Origin of the sequence: Rhodococcus sp. H-CA8f (assembly GCF_002501585.1) — a bacterium.
GTDB classification, from domain to species: Bacteria; Actinomycetota; Actinomycetes; order Mycobacteriales; family Mycobacteriaceae; genus Rhodococcus_F; species Rhodococcus_F erythropolis.
Genome location: NZ_CP023720.1, coordinates 686,509 through 702,784, shown reverse-complemented (window position 1 = coordinate 702,784; position 16,276 = coordinate 686,509). Strand labels below are relative to the sequence as shown.

Below are 16,276 nucleotides of genomic sequence, written 5' to 3'. Positions count from 1 at the left end.
CCCACACTGCCAACCGTCCCGTTGCCGGTCGCATCAATTCCACCGCGATCCTGGCGATCATTCTGATCAGCTATTTCATGATCCTGCTAGACAATTCGATCATCTTCACCGGGCTACCCAGCATCCAAAGCAGCTTGGGTTACTCGGCAACCGGGCTGTCCTGGGTCCAGGACGCCTACACCCTGGTGTTCGGCGGCCTTCTCCTGCTGGGCGCTCGTCTCGGGGATATCTTCGGCCGTCGTCGCGTATTCGTCTCCGGTCTCGCAATTTTCGCGATTGCGTCGTTTCTCGTCGGGGTCGCGCCGAACGGTTGGTGGCTCATCGCGGCGCGCGCTCTCCAAGGCGTCGGAGCCGCAGTGGTGGCCCCGGCGTCGCTGTCACTGCTGACCGCCAGTTTCCCGCCCGGGCCGGAGCGAACGCGCGCTGTTGCCTGGTACGGCGCTGCCGCAGGAATAGGCGCCAGCCTCGGACTCGTGATCGGCGGCGCCCTTGCCGACTGGGTGTCTTGGCGCGCAGGATTTTTCATCAACATTCCGATCGGAATCGCGATGATCGCGCTCGCGCCCCGGTTCATTCCGGAAACCGAACCCCAACTCCGGACGTTTCGATGTGGCGGGCGCTGTTCTCGCCACACTCGGCATGACCGCACTCGTCTTCGGCACCGTCAACTCGGCCGAAGCGGGGTGGACCTCACCGATCACTGTTGCGACACTGGCGGCCGGGGCGATACTACTGACCTTGCTCTTCCTCAACGAAGCGAGAGCGGAACAGCCGATCATGCCACTGAGGTTGTTCCGCAGCCGGGAGCGATCCGCGTACGCCGCCCGAATGCTCTATCTGGGCGCCATGATCGGATTTTTCTACTTCACCACTCAGCTACTCCAAGGCGTCATGGGCTTCAGCGCGTTCCAAGCTGGCATCGCCTTCTTCCCGATGACGATCGTCAATTTTGCTGTGGCGATGCTGATTCCGCGACTGACACCACGATTCGGAAATTCCGCAATTCTGTCGGTTGGCATTGCCGTCACCCTCGCCGGGATGGCGTGGCTCAGTCTGGTCCATCCCGGCAGCACGTATCTCACCGCGATAGCACTTCCGATGATATTGATCGGCGCCGGGCAGGGGTTGGCTTTCGCTCCGCTGACTTCTGCCGGTATCTCCGGGGTAGAGGCCGAGGATGCCGGTGCCGCATCAGGATTGGTCAACACTGCACACCAACTGGGCAGTGCTCTCGGACTCGGCATCCTCGTCGCAGTTTCCGCGGGCGCCGGAGCCTCTGCCGACGACGCCACAACGGCACTCACCGATCACGTATCAACGGCTCTCACCGCAGGCACCGCCCTGCTGGCCGCTTGTCTCGTCATCGTCCTCGCACTGATCGTCCCGGCTACGAGAACGCGAAGTACCACAAAGCAATTCGAACAGGAGAAAGGAAGCCGAGATGTCGCACTCGTGGACCGAGGCTGAACTGACCAAGATCGGTGGTGCCGAGGAATTGCAGATCTCCTCTAACCGCCGCGACGGCACCGCAAGGCCGTGCGTCACGATTTGGGTCGTCCGTGCCGACAATCAACTGTACGTGCGCTCGGCATACGGAACCGACAACCCGTGGTTCGTCCGAGCAACGGCAAGTGGAAGGGGCCGAATCCGCGCAGGAGGAATTGAGCGGGACGTGGTGTTCGAGTCCGCCGCACCGGATGCGCACTCGGCGATCGACTCCGCCTACCACACCAAGTACGACCGCTACGGCCCGCAGATCGTCGGCTCCGTCACCGGCCGCGCCGCCGCACCCAACACCATTCGACTTGTTCCGCTGACGCAGAACTGAACCGCCCCTTTCGATTCCGAGGAGACCTCATGGAAATCTTGAAGCCCCAGCCCACCAGCAAAGCACCCAGCGACTGGTTCACCGGCGACGTCTGGTGGGACGTCATCTACGCCGGCCAGGAGCCGTCGAGGATGCGCGCCAACATGGTTCGCTTTGCACCTTGTGCGCGAACCGACTGGCATTCCCATGTCCTCGGGCAGACCCTCCACATCGTCTCCGGGACCGCGCTGGTTCAAGCTCGCGGCGGCGAGATCGTCGAAGTTCACCCGGGCGAGACCATCTATACCCCGGCAGGAGAGGAACACTGGCACGGCGCGGCACCCGACCGTTTCATGACCCACCTTGCGCTGTGGGAAGGACCCGGCGACGGAAGCACCGAAACGACATGGGGCGACAAAGTGACCGATGAGGAATACAACGGTCCCCGCGCCAACCATCGCTGAGACCGGACACCTCTCAGATACGTCGCATCACCGAAACAACCTTGCCCAAGATGGCCGCGCGATCGCCGTCGATGACGCTGTATGCGGGATTACGAGGCTCGAGGTACACGTGACCGTCGCGACGTCGGAGCACCTTCACGGTGGCCTCGCCGTCGATCATCGCGGCGACGATCTCGCCGGAGTGTGCCTCGTCCTGGCGCCGCACCACGACGACGTCGCCGTCGCAGATTGCTGCGTCGACCATCGACTCACCGCGCACCCGAAGTCCGAACACCGTGCCGGAGCCCACGAGCTCGCGAGGAAGCGCCAGCACCTCGTCGGCGTGCTCCTCCGCGAGGATCGGCGCGCCGGCCGCAATGTCACCGACGACCGGAACCGTCACGGTGTTCGACGACGACTGTTCCTTCGCTCCCACGAGGAACGGCCGCACGTCCAACTGCCGAGCCATGGCCGCTCCCCTACGGAGGAAGCCCTTCTCTTCGAGGCTCTTGAGGTGCTTGGATACCGTCGACGTCGAGCGCAGACCAACCGCGTCTCCGATCTGCCGTGTGCTCGGCGTGCACCCGTTGGCAGCCACGAGATCCCGGATGGTCATCAGAATCTGCTGCTGGCGGAGCGGCAGGGAGGAGGCGTCGAGGCCACCGAACATGTCGAGATCGTCGTAATCGGTCACGACGAGAATCGTAGTGAGGGGTCCCGACATCCAATCCGGGCAGCCGCAGCCTGCCAGAAACGGCACAGGCAGTTTGTTTCCCGAGTGGCGCATGGCACGCTGAGCTGATGGAGCCTCTCGAACCGATGCGCCCGGTCAGTGTTGCAGTCGACACGCGGACCAAGACTCCACTCTGGAAGATGGCGGTTCTCTATCCGGCAGTGACATCGGTGTTCATGTTTGCCGCACTCACCACCCGAACGGGAATTGGTCTTGTCGTACTGGGACTGGTCATTTTCGCAGTCGGCGCGAGCACTTACGCGATGTCGGAGCGACGGATGCTTCGAGAGAACTCCGGGGTTCGAGTTCCATACTTCGCCGGACCTCCTGTCGCCCCGCGGCACGTCGATCTACTCGCGGCAGCAGGGATGCCCCTGCTTACGAGTGGGGCGGTGCTGACCGTCCGAGCATCCGATACAGAACGTCCTTGGGTTTTCATATCGGTGTTCGTGATAGCGATGGTCCTGGCAATAACTGTCCCGATGGTTGTGCATAACGTGCGGGTCAAGCGGACAGAATCAGCCTGAGCAAGTCAGGACACTCGGCATTTCGCAGCGTGATATTCAGCTGTTTACGCCCACTTCGGAACAGCGATCGACAGCTGCACCGCGTCAAGCGCTGAACGAGCGATGCAGCGAGATGTCGAAGTCGCCGGAATCGGCCTCTTTGGCGACCTGGTTCTGATCAGCGACCCCGATAATGTACTCGTTCATGACTGTCGCGCCGAAAACATTCGATGATGTGCCCATCCAGGGCCTGGGCCTGATGCGATTGACCGACAACGGGTGGGGTGATGCTGACCGCGACCCCGCCGCACTGGTTCGCGCCGCGATCGACTCCGGGGTGCCCATGCTCGACACAGCCGAGATGTATGGAAACGAAGAGCTGGTTGGTCGGGCAATTGGCGCCAACCGTGAACACATCACGTTGTGCAGCAAATTCGGTGTCTACCGCGGGCCGTCGGGTCATCCTGATGACTGGAATGTTCGGGCGGACTCCGCAACGGTGCGCGCGGCCATCGAGGGCTCACTCAGGCGCCTCGACGTCGATCACCTCGATCTTTACTACCTGCATCACCGCAGCGAGGACACACCAATCGAGGAGACCGTCAACGCTATGGCCGAGCTCCGCCAGGCAGGGAAGATCCGGGCTCTGGGGCTGTCCAATGTCACGCTCGATGACATCCGACGAGCTCATGCCGTACACCCCATCACTGCCGTGCAAGAGCAATGGTCCCTTATACGGCGAGATGTTGAACTGTTTCTCCCAACGCTCGCCGACCTCGGGATCACACTGGTCGCACATTCGCCGATGGGGCACGGCAACCTCAACCACTCCACCGGCAATCTTGTCGCTCGGTCCCTCGCCAGCATCGCTTCTCGTGTCGGAGCGACGGCTGGCCAGGTCGCTCTTGCGTGGGTCCATCAGCGCGGGCGCGGGGTCGCGGCCACCGTCATTCCCCTGCCCGGCACCACGAGCATCGCTCATCTACAAGCCAACATTGCTGCTTCGCGAATTGATCTCAGTGAGACTGACTTGGCGGACCTTGATGATGTCACGCAGCAAACAAGGGAGCAGTAAGGCAGTTTGTTGAGAAAGTTTGAGGTGCGGGAGGTCAGCGGAACATACCGCGCTCCGATCGCGAATGACCGCACGCGAGAAACCCGGCGACGCCAAGGCGCATCCCAGCCATACTGACCGACGTGACAGAAGTCGAGGTTGTCGTCGCCCATAGCGAGCGCGCGACTCTGCGCGTCGGCGAGGTGTTCCTCAAAATCGACGCCGATCAGTCGAATACCGACGTCGAGGTCGAAGCAATGCTCCGAGCCCCAATCCCGACAGCGCAGATTCTGTGGCGCAAGCCGCCCGTGCTCGCGCTCGCCGCTCTGCCGGGAAACGCGCTCGGTCGCCTAGGCAGACCGTCGACCACGCCTTCAGCGGCGTGGGCCGCAGCGGGTGCCGCCGTTCGAATGCTGCACGACGCACCGTTGCCGCCCTGGCCCGGCCGTAGTCTCGACGACATCGCCTCAGAACTGGACCGCGAATGTGCATGGCTGACCAGGAGCGGGGTGGTTGCCACCGGAGTGATTACATCCAACCGTCGGATTGCCGAGATTGCACTCAGGTCGTGGACACCGGTATTCACACACGGCGATCTCCAAGCCTGCCATGTGTTCGTGACCGATGACGAAGTTGCCGGCGTCATCGACTGGTCCGAAGCCGCGCAGGGCGATCCCTTGTACGACCTCGCAACACTGACCCTCGGCCACCCGGAACATCTCGATGACGTGGTTGAGGGCTACGGCACTGACGTCGACCTCGAGGTCATCCAGGCGTGGTGGTCGTTGCGCAGCTTGAGAGGCGTGCGCTGGCTGGTCGAGCATGGTTTCGATCCAGCCGCGCCGGGCTGCGAAGTAGACGTGCTGAATCGACAGGCGATGCGCGACTGACAATAACCGAACCATCAGGACGTCCTCCCCCAATCTGCCAAACCTTCGACTCGCGCCAAAATTGCTGCGGCCAAAAGTATTTCGTGTCGATGACGGCACGGTTAGGCAGGTCGCGACGCCTTCGCGCCGCCGTCGATTGCCGTCCGCCGGCAAACGCCTGGATATTGTCAGCGAGCGGTGGCCGTCTCAATCGAGTTTCGGACCGCGGCAAGCATGTCCAGCCGCCCAGATGGCAGACCGAAGTCTGAACTCGCTCTTCCTGCAGCAACTTTCGAAACACAGCGAACGCGAACCGCGACTCTCCGACAAAACGAAAAGATCACGGATTCAGGCAAGGGGGCGCAACCCCGTTCATTCGAGTGGAGCCGGCTCAGGCGCTGGCGGCCCTGTCTGCAGTTTCGACGGGAGTCTCGACCTTGCTGAACTGCAGCACACCGTCTTCGATCTCGGCGTCGTGCATCAGCTTGCGGTCGCGGTAGTAATTGTTGACCACTTTCCACGCGCCGCGGGCACCCTGACGCGGCATTTCTCCATCGCCGCGCTGGATGTAGCCCGAGGTCAGGGCTCCACCCATGAGAGATTCTTCGGCGAAGTCCTCGGGTTCGGCGTGAACCTCGAAAGTCGTGTAGCTGCGATCGCGCATGATCTTGAGCACGCGACACAGATAGGACGCGGCCAGGTCAGCCTTGAGCGTCCACGACGCGTTGGTGTAGCCGAGAATCATCAGGAAGTTGGGAATGTCGGAGTAGAGCACGCTCTTGTAGGCCACAGTCTCGTTGAGCTTGACCGGCTCGCCGTCGATGCTCATGGTCGCGCCGCCCAGAATCTGTACGTTCAAGCCGGTCGCCGTGACGATGACGTCGGCCTCGATTTCGCGGCCCGACTCGGTCACGATGCCCTTCTCGGTGAACGTGGCGATACGGTCGGTGACGATGTCGGCCTTGCCGCTCTTGAGCACCTTGAACAGGTCCCCGTTGGGAACCACGCACAGGCGCTGATCCCACGGGTTGTAACTGGGAGTGAAGTGACGCAGGTCCACATTCTTGCCGAGCTGCAGGCGGATCTGGGCGAGGAACAGCTTCTTGGCCAGCTTCGGGTTGGTGCGAGAAAGCTGAAAGCTGGCGCGTTGTAGTGCGATATTGCGGGCTCGACCAATCTTGTAAGCAATCTGGTCGGGAACACGTGCGAGCTTGAGACCCTTGGCAACAGGGTCCTCGGACGGAAGCGCCTGGATCCACGTGGGCGAGCGCTGCAGCATGGTGACGTGACCAGCGGTGGGGGCCATCGACGGGATCAGCGTGATCGCGGTGGCACCGGAACCGATGACCACTACCTTCTTTCCGGTGTAATCGAGATCCTCCGGCCAGTGCTGCGGGTGCACGATCTGACCGCGGAAGTCGTCCTCACCGGGGAAGGCGGGGCGGTAGCCCTTGTCGTAGTTGTAGTAACCACAGGCGCCGACGAGGACGTTCGCGGTCCACGTCTCGGTCTCCCCCGTCGACTCGACCAGGACGGTCACGGTCCACTGCGCGGCGGTACGGTCGAAGTCCATAGACACGACCTTGCGGCCGAAGTTGATGTGGTCGGTGACGCCGTATTCCTTGGCGGTTTCCTCGACGTAGTCACGGATACTGGCCCCGTCTGCGAGCACTTTGGTGCCGATCCAAGGACGGAAACCGAATCCGAAGGTGAGCATGTCGGAGTCCGAACGGATGCCCGGGTACTTGAACAGGTCCCAGGTGCCACCGATGTTCTCGCGGCGCTCGAGGATCGCGTAAGTGCTTCCGGTCTGCTCACGAATGAGGTGGCAAGCCGCGCCGATTCCGGACAAGCCAGCGCCGATGATCAGTACGTCGACATGCTGTGTCATGGAGGAAACTCGTTTCGTAGGTCGTCGCGAAGCTACATCTGGCGTCGGCAGTGGCCGAGAACGATCGGCCGGTTCAGGCCGGGTTCCCTAAGGTCAGCGCCAATGTACAGGGTATGTGCAACTGGCGGTAACAGTCAATATCTCGACCCGACTGGGTACAGAACCTTGAGAGTGCGACGCACCGGCCTCGCGGAAACTCGATCGAGACGCCCGAATGCCTCGAGCCACTGGAGAGTCGTTCACGTCGTCGACGGAACGTCCAATGGCTCGTCTACGCGGGATACTCATCGCCCAAATATTCAGCGCCCTAGCATAATTCGAAGGTCCACGATCAGGTGTCGGACGCACGAGTCTCCATGGGCGGACGGACAACTGCGCTATCGCTGTCACCCTTCGTGCGCATCAGTGAAGAGGTCACTCCGATAACGAGCCCGCTGACGAAACCACGCTGAAACCAACGGTTTTGGATTCGCAACGCGGAAAACGGGCGGACTGGACCTCCACCGGTGATGTAGTCGCTATGACACACTCCAGCACAGTCACGGTGTATACCACTCATAGCGATCGAGGGTTCGCCAATGCAATCGCTGCCGGAATAAGCACCAGGGCCTATTCCGCGCCACAAACCGCAGACATGAGCCTGTTAAGGCACCACACCAGCGATCACGGTCGAGCGCTTGTTCTCCTACCACTCGGGGGCGTCGATTGGCACGTGAAGGAGCTTTCCGCACTCGAGGGATCGGTCCTGGTCGGCGATCTCAGTAGCGGCCGCTCCATGATTCGGGGGCTTGCTGCGGGCGCCCACTCCGTGCTCAACTCTCAACTCCCGTTCGCATCGCTGCTCGATGAGCTGCAGGCCGCACTCAACCCCAATTCCACTCAACCTGCACACGAGAAGTCCTCGCTCGTACAACGCATCCGGTTGCGCACCGAAGAATCCGCACGAATCGGCAGTCTCACCGATCGCGAATTCGAGATCGTGGGTCTTCTCTACGGCGGTTCGAATGTCGACTCGATTGCTCGAACCGCCCACATCGCACCGACCACGGTTCGCGCCCACGTCCGAAGCATCCTGCAGAAACTGGGGGTGCACTCCCAACTGGAGGCATGCGCGATGCTCCGCCGCTCTGGTCACGACGCACGTAGACACCCACTGGAACTTCGGATCGGACGCTTCTAGCAGGAAGTGCCCCAGACACACTCGTTGAGATGGGTGCTACCCCTGATCGAACTCGACCTTCGCAAAGATCGTCAATTTTGACGATTCGACGACGTGTCCGGACGTCGAAAATTGGTTCCTACACGACACCGAAGACACGAGCGAACATCGAAAGGTGCATTCAATCAATGGAATACACACGCACAGTGCCGCGGCATCTCGTCCACAGACATGCTGTTGCCGAGGTTTTCTTGACGGACTACCGGATCGAATCGGACTCGGCGTACCAGGTTGCTGTGCAACTCCCGGTCTCGCACCGGATATTCGACGTATCGAGCGAGCAACACGATCCACTCGGGGTGGCAGAAGCATTTCGACAGGCAGTGGTGCTTCTCTGCCACACCCGATACGAGATTCCACTGCACTACAAGTTCCTCATGGAAACATTCAGCTTCGAGATGTTGGATGCGCTCGACGTGCAACCAGTCGCGGAGCCGTTGAGTTTCTCGATGACAGCGGACAACCTCACTCATCGCGACGGAGCGGTCTCGGGGGTCGAAGTGTCGGGGATCCTCAGAGAGGGCAACCGGCACGTCGCCAGATGCAAAGCTGTTGCGCGAGGAGTCAGCCCTGAGGGATACCGTCGCATTCGGCAAGGACGAGAAGACCACCGCCCGAGCCGGCGCATCCTTCCTTCCGGAACCGCGGTGGTCGGATCGGAGCGAGTCGGACGCCTAACCGATGGAGATGTGCTCATCAGCACTGATCCTGCTCGGCACACGATGTTCTGCACTCCCGATCCGCGCAACCACTCCCTTTTCGACCACCCCGTCGACCACATCCCAGGAATGATTCTTTTCGAGGCCGCCCGACAAGCGGTCCGATTCCACATCGGCAACCCAGCAACCAAGATCGCCTCACTCTCGGCGGTCTTTCCGAGGTTCACTGAATGGGAAACGCCGTGCGAGGTGTCAACGACCCTCCTTGACGCGTCAGGCCATGTGCACCGAGTTCGGTTCACTCAAGATCTGGAAACCACCGCGGAACTTGAACTTACAGTTGCGGACCAATTATGAGAGGGAACGAACACGTTCTGCTCGTCGCGTCATCCACGTCAAACGCTCGGTGGCTCCCACTCTCTCGGTGCAAGCGCCGCCAGTTGCATGACGTGCGCCAACTTGTCCTCGCGGACGATCGTTGGCAGCACCAAGTTCCACATCTGACTCAACCGCTCGTACAGATCGGTTCTGCCCGTAAGCATTTCCGAGAGAATCTGCACTCCGGTGAACGACCCCACCACAAATCGAGCCAACGCGTCGATATCGGTGCCCGGGACGATATCGCCGGCTTCGGCGGCTTGGGTTGCCACCTGCTTGATAGCCTCGATCCAATCGAGGTACGGCTGTTCGATGGGACCTTGAATACTGCCGATCTCCATCGTCAACCGCATGCCACCTCGCGCGATGGGCTCGGTCACAAGCTGCCGAGCCATCTCCTGCGAAACGAGCACCAGGGTTTCTACCGCGATGTCGGAATGCGCAGCAACCCTCCGGGTACCTTCCATCGCCATTCCGTGCTGCGCTGCGATGACCGCGTGCGCAAGCTCCTCCTTCGACGCGAAATGAAAATACATCGCACCCTTGGACACGCCCCCGTGTTGCAAGATCGTGCCCAGACTGGCGGAGTACCCGAACTTCTCGAAGCTCTTCGCAGCACCCAAAATGACGGCCTGGCGCGTGAGGACCGCACGCTCCTGCATGATCTACCCAGCTCTCGTTGCCGACGGAATGAATCTCAACGATACGTCGAAAGACCCGGCAGCAACGCCCTCGACACGGACACACCATGACGACTCTGGTACTCGGAGCCACTGGTTTCATCGGCTCAGCAGTGATGAACCAGCTGGTTTCCCGGGACGGAAACGCTGCAATCGGTTTCGTGCGCACGGACAGCGCAGCCAAACAACTCAGCCGCAACGGAATTGCCGCCACTATCGGCGACATCAACGAAAGCGCCTCTCTACGAGTTGCAATGAGCCAGGCGTCCACCGTCATCTGCTGCGTGTCGTACGTGGGCGACGACGAACAACAGTGTGTTCACGTCAACGAACACGGCATACGAAACGTTGCGTCGATCGCCGCCGCCGTCGGCGTCGAACGGCTGCTCTACGTCAGCACCGCCGCGGTGTACGGGCCAGGCCCGTTTCGAGACCTGCCCGTCAACGGCGCACCTCTCAAACCCCTCTCACCTGCCAGCCGCACGCGCGCCCTCGCCGAGGAGTTCGTGCGCGACGCCGGAGGCCTCGTCGTCCGGCCCCATCTCGTGTACGGACCCGGCGACAGATGGTTTCTGCCGACACTGACGCGAATTGTCTCTCGACTCGACTCGATCATCGACGACGGTAACGCAGTCCTGTCAGTTGTCGACGTAGACCTACTCGCCCGATCTATCCACGAGCTGTCGATAGAACAGCAATTTCGCTACGGCTCAACACTTCACGTCAACGAACCCGTCCCGCGGACAGTCATCGACCTTCTCGAGCATCATGCGCGGGAGACCAATTGGACTCTGCCCCAAAGCTCTATCCCCCGCGCCGACGCAGTGAAAGTTGCCGCCCAGTTGGGTCTCGACATGCACAAGATAGACATGATCAGTCTCGATCACTGGTTTCGGTCGAGACTGTACTGACACAAAGGTTGCTCTCGCCAAAATAACTGCCTCCCAAACTTTTCAGTTCTCCTTCGGGATCATCCTTCGCAATGAACAGGACCTATTGCGCTGTCACTACAGACGAACAGTGCGAGCACTGATGGACGAAAACAATGGCTGCACAATGACGGCAGTGGTCGCGCCCACCAACAATGGCCGCGTTCACGCGACTGGCAGCAGCCGGGGGTTCCCTTCCGTCCACCTTCGCCGCCGAATGCAGCGTGTGACGATCTACGTCGTGCGCGACGAACCGGCCAGGAGCTCTGACATCACGGGAGAAAGCTCTCCATCTCGCCGACCTCGGCTACCGTCATCTGAACCAGAAAACGGGAGAACAGATGCTCACTGCGGATATTTTGCTGTCGGGACCGCGCGGGCGCCGGATGCTGCTCGCGTATGCGATCGACGCCGAACGCACCCTGCGGCCCGAGCCAGGCGACGGTATGTTCCGCATCAGCGCTCACCGGGCGGCTTATCACCTCGACGTCAGGCAAGGCACCTCCCGAGTGTTGTTCGGCCCGGGCGCCGAAGAGGCCCGGCGGACAATAGTCACCGCCGAGGATGTGGCGCGTAGCCTCTCGGAAATCTCGCTCCCCGACGTCACCGCCGTCGATCTACGCTCCGCCCTCGCAGAAGCCGTCGATGCGGCACGCTACTGGCAGGAACCCGACGGAGAAGACGTCCTCGTCGCCACCGAGGTTATGCAAGATGAGCTTCGACGCGTCGCGGAGCACATTGCCGGATCCGAACAGGCGCAATGGTGGAGCAGCTCGCTTGCCGCGCCCGACCAATGGTCGATCATGAGCCGAGGCGACTACTCTCCGGACACACGCGAGGTGCCTGCTGCGCAACAACTCCTCAGCGAGTGGCGCACGAGCACCCTGGAATCGGAAGAGAGAGCTGAACGTGACCGCCCGGTGGATCCCGCGGCGAACTGGTCAGGTTATTGGTGGTCGAATCCACCCACGCAGGGTTCGACGAGGGCGCTGTTCGACGGGACTCCGGCGGGCTTGTGGTTCATCGAAGACAGCATGGGATGGGAACGGGCCGTCGTGCGAGCATTGCGGCCACCGAATGGCGCACGCATCTACGAGATCGACAGTGCACGAGCCTGGTCGGAGCTGTGCAGACGGTTCCCACTCGAGGTCACCGCAGAAACGCGGCAGGTTTGGTACCGGACTACCGGCCGATCAGGCAGGTGGGTCATCCCGGACTGGGTGCAGGTCGCGGAAAGTTTTGAGGGAGTGCACCTTACCGTGACGGGATACCTGGCGGCGGCAGGAACCGCGATCGAGGTCGATGCCGACACGGCGAGCGTCATCGCGGGCTGGGCACCCGACGAAACATACTGGTTCACCGATGCTGCCACCTACATCTCCGAGCCGTGTGTTTGGGTGCTGCACGACGGCCCGGAAGTGACCGACCAGCCCGCATGGACGCTGGAATCGCAGCAATGACACACACGTGAGGGTCTGCTAGGCATGAGATTCCGTGAGGAATCGATCGCAGTTGCCCTCCGGGTCGGGTCAACTGCCCCGTACGCGGTCGGCAGGAGTACTTACGTGCACACAGAGCACGCAGAATCAGGTCCCAGCCCAGGCCGATCGAACCCAAGTGCCATACATCACAAAGGTAAACCTACCCACAAACAACCAAATGTCCTACATTTGACGCATGCCGGATCCTCGAATCGCACCCACCGCACGCAACATCCCACTTTCAGTGCAGATCGCGGAACAGCTACGCTCCCAGATCACCTCCGGCAACTGGGAATTGGGAGAGAAGATCCCCGGCGAGCATCAACTCGTCGAAATGACCCGCGCGAGCCGCAATACGGTCCGGGAGGCCATTCGAGGCCTAGTCCATGCCGGTCTCCTCGAAGCGCGCCCGGGAGACGGAACCTACATCTGCGCGAGCTCCGAACTCGAAATTGCACTTCAAAGACGTGCAGCGGCGGAGAACGTGCTCGAAATCTTCGAAGCCCGTGAAGCTTTGGAACTCTACGCTGCCCGACTCGCTGCAGAACGAGCCCTGCCCGAAGACATCGACCGAATGAGTCGGGCTTTGGATCGCCGAGACGCTGAGCCCGATGTCGCCAAATCCGTCGAGCACGACCTCGACTTCCACCTGGAGATGTTCGCAGCGAGCGGGAACCAACTGATCACGGACATCTACCGCAGTCTGGATCGCTCCGACACCATGAGTATCCCACAAGGTAAGTCCGACAAGGAGACTCGACAGCTATTCATCGGACCTTGGGCCGACGACGACCCACACCGGCATCTGCTTGCGGCCATCCGTGACCGCGATCCGGACGGCGCAGCCGCCGCAGTGGTCCGACTGATGGACCACAGCCGATCCAACTTTCTACAAAGCATGCCGAAGTAGCTGACACACAAGAGGTTCAGCGCACAGACAATCTCAGAAGGGCACACTTATGGCTAACGTCATCTCCGACACCGAAAACGTGGCGTCTGCCCCGAGCGCGATACCGATAATGCGCCGAGGACTCGTTATCGCGGGCATTCTTCTCATCGCAGCCAATCTTCGAGCCTCAATCACAGTCGTCGGCCCGCTACTCGGTGAGGTACGCACCGATCTCGATATCTCGTCGACAACAGCATCAGCGCTGATCAGCCTTCCACTGTTGTGCTTCGCAGTGTTCTCCCCCGTCGCCCCGGTCATCGCAGCTCGGTGGGGAATGGAACGGACACTCGCAGCAGCACTCGGCATGCTCGCCTTAGCGATCGTGATCCGCTCTGTTCCGTGGATGCCTGCGCTGTGGATCGGTACCGTATCGCTCGGCATGTCCATCGCAACAATGAACGTTCTACTGCCGGCGCTCCTCAAACGAGACTTCCCGACCGAAGCCGGCCGTTTGACCGGCATCTTCTCGGCGGTCTCTGCAGCCGTCGCCGCAACCGCATCCGGACTTGCCGTGCCGATCGCCGGTCTCACCGATCACGGTTGGCGGATCGCATTCGGAATCTGGGCTGCTATGGCTCTCATAGGATTTGGGGTGTTCCTTCCCCAACTTCGCCGACGCACGCTTCCGAAACACGATCACGCTGCGGCTTTGGATCCCCATCCAGGCGGCCATCGCTCCCCCTGGCGCTCAGCACTCGGGTGGCAGATCACAATATTCATGGGCGTCCAATCTCTCTTCTTCTACACCGTTCTGACATGGTGGCCCACCATTGAAGAATCACACGGCACTACCGCGGCTACCGCCGGACTGCATCAAGGCATCATGCAAATATTCTCGATCGTCGGCAGCCTCCTCACAGCAGTGCTCCTGCACAAACTGCCCAAGGATCAGAGAGGAGCCGTCCTCGGGCTGGTGTCGGTCACCGCAGTGGCAGTTCTCGGCCAACTCCTCCTCCCCTCCTGGGCCCTGCTGTGGAATGCATTCCTCGGCATCGGCATCGGCGGATCGATTGTCATTGCCTTGTCCTTCTTCGCAATACGCACTGTCAATCACGGTCAAGCAGCGGCACTCTCGGGTATGGCACAGTCCGTCGGATACCTTCTGGCCGCCACCGGTCCCCTCGTTTTCGGTGCACTGCACGACGCCGTCGATTCCTGGACGACTCCTCTGATCGCGTTGCTGGTGCTGCTGGCCGTGCAACTCGTCTTCGGCTCCCTCGCCGGCCGCAACAAGACACTGGGATAAGCGAACCACGGTCGCCTCGAATCCACCCACCAACCTCGCCAGACCCGTGCCGCGACCCGAACTGTCGTCGACGTGCTGAGGTCCGAGGATGTCGACGAGACAGCGGGGCGCTCAACGGCCTACCGAATTGCACCCGGCCCATCCCCGACTGGTGGATCGGAGCCGGAAGTCGACAATGAGGGCATGAACGAGACACAACCCCACAACCTCGAACGAGAGCGCTGGCGCACGCTGCCAACTCCACCGTCGACCGAGTTGATCGAGATGGTCGGGGACGGACCTTCGAGCGCAGACTTCGACCCTGCTACACCAGTGGCACAGCAGGGGTGAGACAGTCACGACATTCCGGTATCCCGCAGGGTGATGTTCAGCCGCCCGGACGGCAGACCGATGTCGGGACTTGCACTTCCCGCAATAACTTTCGACACTCCGTGATACGCGAACCGAGACTCCCCACCGAAGACGAAGAGATCACCCGAATGGAGTTCGACGTCGGTGTACGGCTTGTTCCGATTCTCGGAATTCCCGAACCGAAAGACACAACTCTGCCCGACGCTCAGTGAGACGACAGGAGCGTCGCAGCGCTCGTCCTTGTCCTGATGCATGCCCATCCGAGCGCCCTCGTCGTAGAAATTGATCAGCGCGGTGTCCGGCGTGTACCGCTCCCCCGCAGTCGGATCATCATAGGCAGCGGCAACTGCGCTACGGGCGAGGCCAACGAGCCAGTCGGGCACAGCGGCAACCGGTTCACCGTTCACGTCGTCGGCGGTGCGCGTGTATTTGTACGGCTGCCAGTGCCAACCGAGACAGACTGTTTGCACCGACATCTTGCGCCCACCAGGGACGACGGCCGAGCGCATCGGCACGGGCGCGGTCGCCCACCGTCGGCACTCGGCCACCAAGGTGCGCTGTTGTTCGATGCTGAGCCAATCCGGAACGAGAATCGCCCCTGGCGCCACTTCCATTCGTGGCCGAGGAATCAGAGCGTTCATGAATTCCACGCTAATCGGTTTCGAAGCATTGACACCCTCCGCATGGGCTCGTATCGTAATCAACAGGTTGGTTGATAAAGGAGATGGTTGACAAGTGATCGTGGATCCAGGGGCAGACGAGCGTCTCGACAAAGCGTTCATGGCGCTTGCCGACCCGGTACGACGGCGGATCATCGCCCGCCTGAGCACCGGCCCCCAAACGGTCAACGATTTGGCCGAGCCATTCGAGATCACGAAACAGGCCGTCTCCAAACATATTCAGGTACTCGAAGCCGCAGGTTTGGTCACTCGCAGCCGCGAAGCCCAGAGGCGGCCGGTACATCTCAACGCCGCAACTCTCGAGGCTTTGACCGCCTGGATCGACCGCTATCGACTGATCCACGAACAACAGTTCCGCAAGCTCGATCACCTACTCAGCACCACACAGAAGGAGACTTAGC

18 protein-coding genes and 1 pseudogene are annotated in these 16,276 nt (G+C 61.2%); 15 read left to right on the top strand and 4 right to left on the bottom strand.

Features of this window, described 5'->3' with window-relative positions; translation table 11 throughout:
* Positions 1 to 77: 77 nt before the first annotated feature.
* The 4 genes and pseudogenes from CPI83_RS31145 to CPI83_RS03305 all read left to right on the top strand — a co-directional run.
* Positions 78 to 545, top strand: a pseudogene (locus CPI83_RS31145) (MFS transporter); the annotation flags it as partial.
* A 94-nt stretch (positions 546 to 639) separates the two neighbouring features.
* Positions 640 to 1,467, top strand: a complete 828-nt coding sequence (locus CPI83_RS31140) for an MFS transporter (protein ID WP_232816854.1) — start codon at positions 640 to 642, stop codon at positions 1,465 to 1,467.
* Positions 1,442 to 1,828 carry a DUF2255 family protein gene (locus CPI83_RS03310; RefSeq protein ID WP_029256419.1) on the top strand — a complete coding sequence of 129 codons (387 nt, stop codon included), beginning with the start codon at positions 1,442 to 1,444 and terminating at the stop codon, positions 1,826 to 1,828. Before CPI83_RS31140 ends, CPI83_RS03310 begins: the two co-directional genes overlap by 26 nt.
* Positions 1,829 to 1,857: 29 nt before the next feature.
* A complete protein-coding gene (locus CPI83_RS03305) occupies positions 1,858 to 2,271 on the top strand; it encodes a cupin domain-containing protein (RefSeq protein ID WP_019745603.1) in 414 nt (137 codons plus the stop codon).
* Between the two features lie 13 nt (positions 2,272 to 2,284).
* On the opposite strand, the gene lexA is transcribed toward CPI83_RS03305, so the two are convergent.
* Positions 2,285 to 2,974: a transcriptional repressor LexA gene (gene lexA, locus CPI83_RS03300; protein WP_020909365.1), complete on the bottom strand. Its 690-nt coding sequence runs from the start codon at positions 2,972 to 2,974 to the stop codon at positions 2,285 to 2,287.
* Positions 2,975 to 3,051: 77 nt separating this feature from the next.
* On the opposite strand from lexA, the gene CPI83_RS03295 reads away from it, so the two are divergent.
* From CPI83_RS03295 to CPI83_RS03285, 3 genes are all read left to right on the top strand, one after another.
* On the top strand, positions 3,052 to 3,510 hold the full coding sequence (locus tag CPI83_RS03295) for a hypothetical protein (protein WP_060937878.1): 459 nt from the start codon (positions 3,052 to 3,054) through the stop codon (positions 3,508 to 3,510).
* Positions 3,511 to 3,694: 184 nt separating this feature from the next.
* A complete protein-coding gene (locus CPI83_RS03290; protein WP_198586335.1) occupies positions 3,695 to 4,564 on the top strand; it encodes an aldo/keto reductase in 870 nt (289 codons plus the stop codon).
* Between the two features lie 122 nt (positions 4,565 to 4,686).
* Entirely contained in the window at positions 4,687 to 5,433 is a 747-nt protein-coding gene (locus CPI83_RS03285) for a phosphotransferase (protein WP_097386769.1), read from the top strand.
* 370 nt (positions 5,434 to 5,803) lie between these two features.
* Here CPI83_RS03285 and CPI83_RS03280 read toward each other — a convergent pair whose 3' ends face one another.
* Positions 5,804 to 7,303: an NAD(P)/FAD-dependent oxidoreductase gene (locus tag CPI83_RS03280; RefSeq protein WP_097386768.1), complete on the bottom strand. Its 1,500-nt coding sequence runs from the start codon at positions 7,301 to 7,303 to the stop codon at positions 5,804 to 5,806.
* Between the two features lie 634 nt (positions 7,304 to 7,937).
* Here CPI83_RS03280 and CPI83_RS03275 point away from each other — a divergent pair.
* Together CPI83_RS03275 and CPI83_RS03270 are read left to right on the top strand one after the other, a co-directional pair.
* The gene (locus CPI83_RS03275) at positions 7,938 to 8,483 is read left to right on the top strand and encodes a LuxR C-terminal-related transcriptional regulator (RefSeq protein WP_232816853.1); all 546 of its coding nucleotides are present in this window, start codon (positions 7,938 to 7,940) and stop codon (positions 8,481 to 8,483) included.
* A gap of 167 nt (positions 8,484 to 8,650) precedes the next feature.
* On the top strand, positions 8,651 to 9,538 hold the full coding sequence (locus tag CPI83_RS03270; protein ID WP_020909369.1) for a ScbA/BarX family gamma-butyrolactone biosynthesis protein: 888 nt from the start codon (positions 8,651 to 8,653) through the stop codon (positions 9,536 to 9,538).
* Positions 9,539 to 9,576: 38 nt separating this feature from the next.
* On the opposite strand, the gene CPI83_RS03265 is transcribed toward CPI83_RS03270, so the two are convergent.
* Positions 9,577 to 10,221, bottom strand: coding sequence for a ScbR family autoregulator-binding transcription factor (locus CPI83_RS03265; protein WP_019745609.1), 645 nt, complete (start codon positions 10,219 to 10,221; stop codon positions 9,577 to 9,579).
* 86 nt (positions 10,222 to 10,307) lie between these two features.
* Here CPI83_RS03265 and CPI83_RS03260 point away from each other — a divergent pair, with 86 nt between their 5' ends.
* The 5 genes from CPI83_RS03260 to CPI83_RS30935 all read left to right on the top strand — a co-directional run bounded on the left by CPI83_RS03260 (position 10,308) and on the right by CPI83_RS30935 (position 15,174).
* Positions 10,308 to 11,150 (top strand): NAD-dependent epimerase/dehydratase family protein, encoded by an 843-nt coding sequence (locus CPI83_RS03260; protein ID WP_097386766.1) that lies wholly within the window; start codon positions 10,308 to 10,310, stop codon positions 11,148 to 11,150.
* A 359-nt stretch (positions 11,151 to 11,509) separates the two neighbouring features.
* Positions 11,510 to 12,628, top strand: a complete 1,119-nt coding sequence (locus tag CPI83_RS03255) for a hypothetical protein (RefSeq protein ID WP_069145480.1) — start codon at positions 11,510 to 11,512, stop codon at positions 12,626 to 12,628.
* 217 nt (positions 12,629 to 12,845) lie between these two features.
* Positions 12,846 to 13,559 carry an FCD domain-containing protein gene (locus CPI83_RS03250; RefSeq protein ID WP_097386765.1) on the top strand — a complete coding sequence of 238 codons (714 nt, stop codon included), beginning with the start codon at positions 12,846 to 12,848 and terminating at the stop codon, positions 13,557 to 13,559.
* 49 nt (positions 13,560 to 13,608) lie between these two features.
* Complete coding sequence (locus CPI83_RS03245; RefSeq protein WP_097386764.1) at positions 13,609 to 14,844, top strand: MFS transporter; 1,236 nt, start codon at positions 13,609 to 13,611, stop codon at positions 14,842 to 14,844.
* A gap of 183 nt (positions 14,845 to 15,027) precedes the next feature.
* A complete protein-coding gene (locus CPI83_RS30935; RefSeq protein WP_198586334.1) occupies positions 15,028 to 15,174 on the top strand; it encodes a hypothetical protein in 147 nt (48 codons plus the stop codon).
* A 5-nt stretch (positions 15,175 to 15,179) separates the two neighbouring features.
* Here CPI83_RS30935 and CPI83_RS03235 read toward each other — a convergent pair whose 3' ends face one another.
* The gene (locus tag CPI83_RS03235) at positions 15,180 to 15,836 is read right to left on the bottom strand and encodes an alpha-ketoglutarate-dependent dioxygenase AlkB (RefSeq protein WP_198586333.1); all 657 of its coding nucleotides are present in this window, start codon (positions 15,834 to 15,836) and stop codon (positions 15,180 to 15,182) included.
* A gap of 94 nt (positions 15,837 to 15,930) precedes the next feature.
* On the opposite strand from CPI83_RS03235, the gene CPI83_RS03230 reads away from it, so the two are divergent.
* The gene (locus CPI83_RS03230; RefSeq protein WP_019745614.1) at positions 15,931 to 16,275 is read left to right on the top strand and encodes a metalloregulator ArsR/SmtB family transcription factor; all 345 of its coding nucleotides are present in this window, start codon (positions 15,931 to 15,933) and stop codon (positions 16,273 to 16,275) included.
* The last annotated feature ends 1 nt before the right edge of the window (position 16,276 follow it).

Excerpts from the sequence above, each read along its gene's own strand:
- CPI83_RS03265 (WP_019745609.1), bottom strand. The coding sequence starts at position 10,221 with ATGCAGGAGCGTGCGGTCCTCACGCGCCAGGCCGTCATTTTGGGTGCT.
- CPI83_RS03245 (WP_097386764.1), top strand. The coding sequence starts at position 13,609 with ATGGCTAACGTCATCTCCGACACCGAAAACGTGGCGTCTGCCCCGAGC.
- CPI83_RS03250 (WP_097386765.1), top strand. The coding sequence starts at position 12,846 with ATGCCGGATCCTCGAATCGCACCCACCGCACGCAACATCCCACTTTCA.
- lexA (WP_020909365.1), bottom strand. The coding sequence starts at position 2,974 with ATGTCGGGACCCCTCACTACGATTCTCGTCGTGACCGATTACGACGAT.
- CPI83_RS03270 (WP_020909369.1), top strand. The coding sequence starts at position 8,651 with ATGGAATACACACGCACAGTGCCGCGGCATCTCGTCCACAGACATGCT.
- CPI83_RS03275 (WP_232816853.1), top strand. The coding sequence starts at position 7,938 with ATGAGCCTGTTAAGGCACCACACCAGCGATCACGGTCGAGCGCTTGTT.
- CPI83_RS03280 (WP_097386768.1), bottom strand. The coding sequence starts at position 7,303 with ATGACACAGCATGTCGACGTACTGATCATCGGCGCTGGCTTGTCCGGA.
- CPI83_RS31140 (WP_232816854.1), top strand. The coding sequence starts at position 640 with ATGACCGCACTCGTCTTCGGCACCGTCAACTCGGCCGAAGCGGGGTGG.
- CPI83_RS03260 (WP_097386766.1), top strand. The coding sequence starts at position 10,308 with ATGACGACTCTGGTACTCGGAGCCACTGGTTTCATCGGCTCAGCAGTG.
- CPI83_RS03305 (WP_019745603.1), top strand. The coding sequence starts at position 1,858 with ATGGAAATCTTGAAGCCCCAGCCCACCAGCAAAGCACCCAGCGACTGG.
- CPI83_RS03295 (WP_060937878.1), top strand. The coding sequence starts at position 3,052 with ATGGAGCCTCTCGAACCGATGCGCCCGGTCAGTGTTGCAGTCGACACG.
- CPI83_RS03255 (WP_069145480.1), top strand. The coding sequence starts at position 11,510 with ATGCTCACTGCGGATATTTTGCTGTCGGGACCGCGCGGGCGCCGGATG.
- CPI83_RS30935 (WP_198586334.1), top strand. The coding sequence starts at position 15,028 with ATGAACGAGACACAACCCCACAACCTCGAACGAGAGCGCTGGCGCACG.
- CPI83_RS03235 (WP_198586333.1), bottom strand. The coding sequence starts at position 15,836 with ATGAACGCTCTGATTCCTCGGCCACGAATGGAAGTGGCGCCAGGGGCG.
- CPI83_RS03310 (WP_029256419.1), top strand. The coding sequence starts at position 1,442 with ATGTCGCACTCGTGGACCGAGGCTGAACTGACCAAGATCGGTGGTGCC.
- CPI83_RS03290 (WP_198586335.1), top strand. The coding sequence starts at position 3,695 with ATGACTGTCGCGCCGAAAACATTCGATGATGTGCCCATCCAGGGCCTG.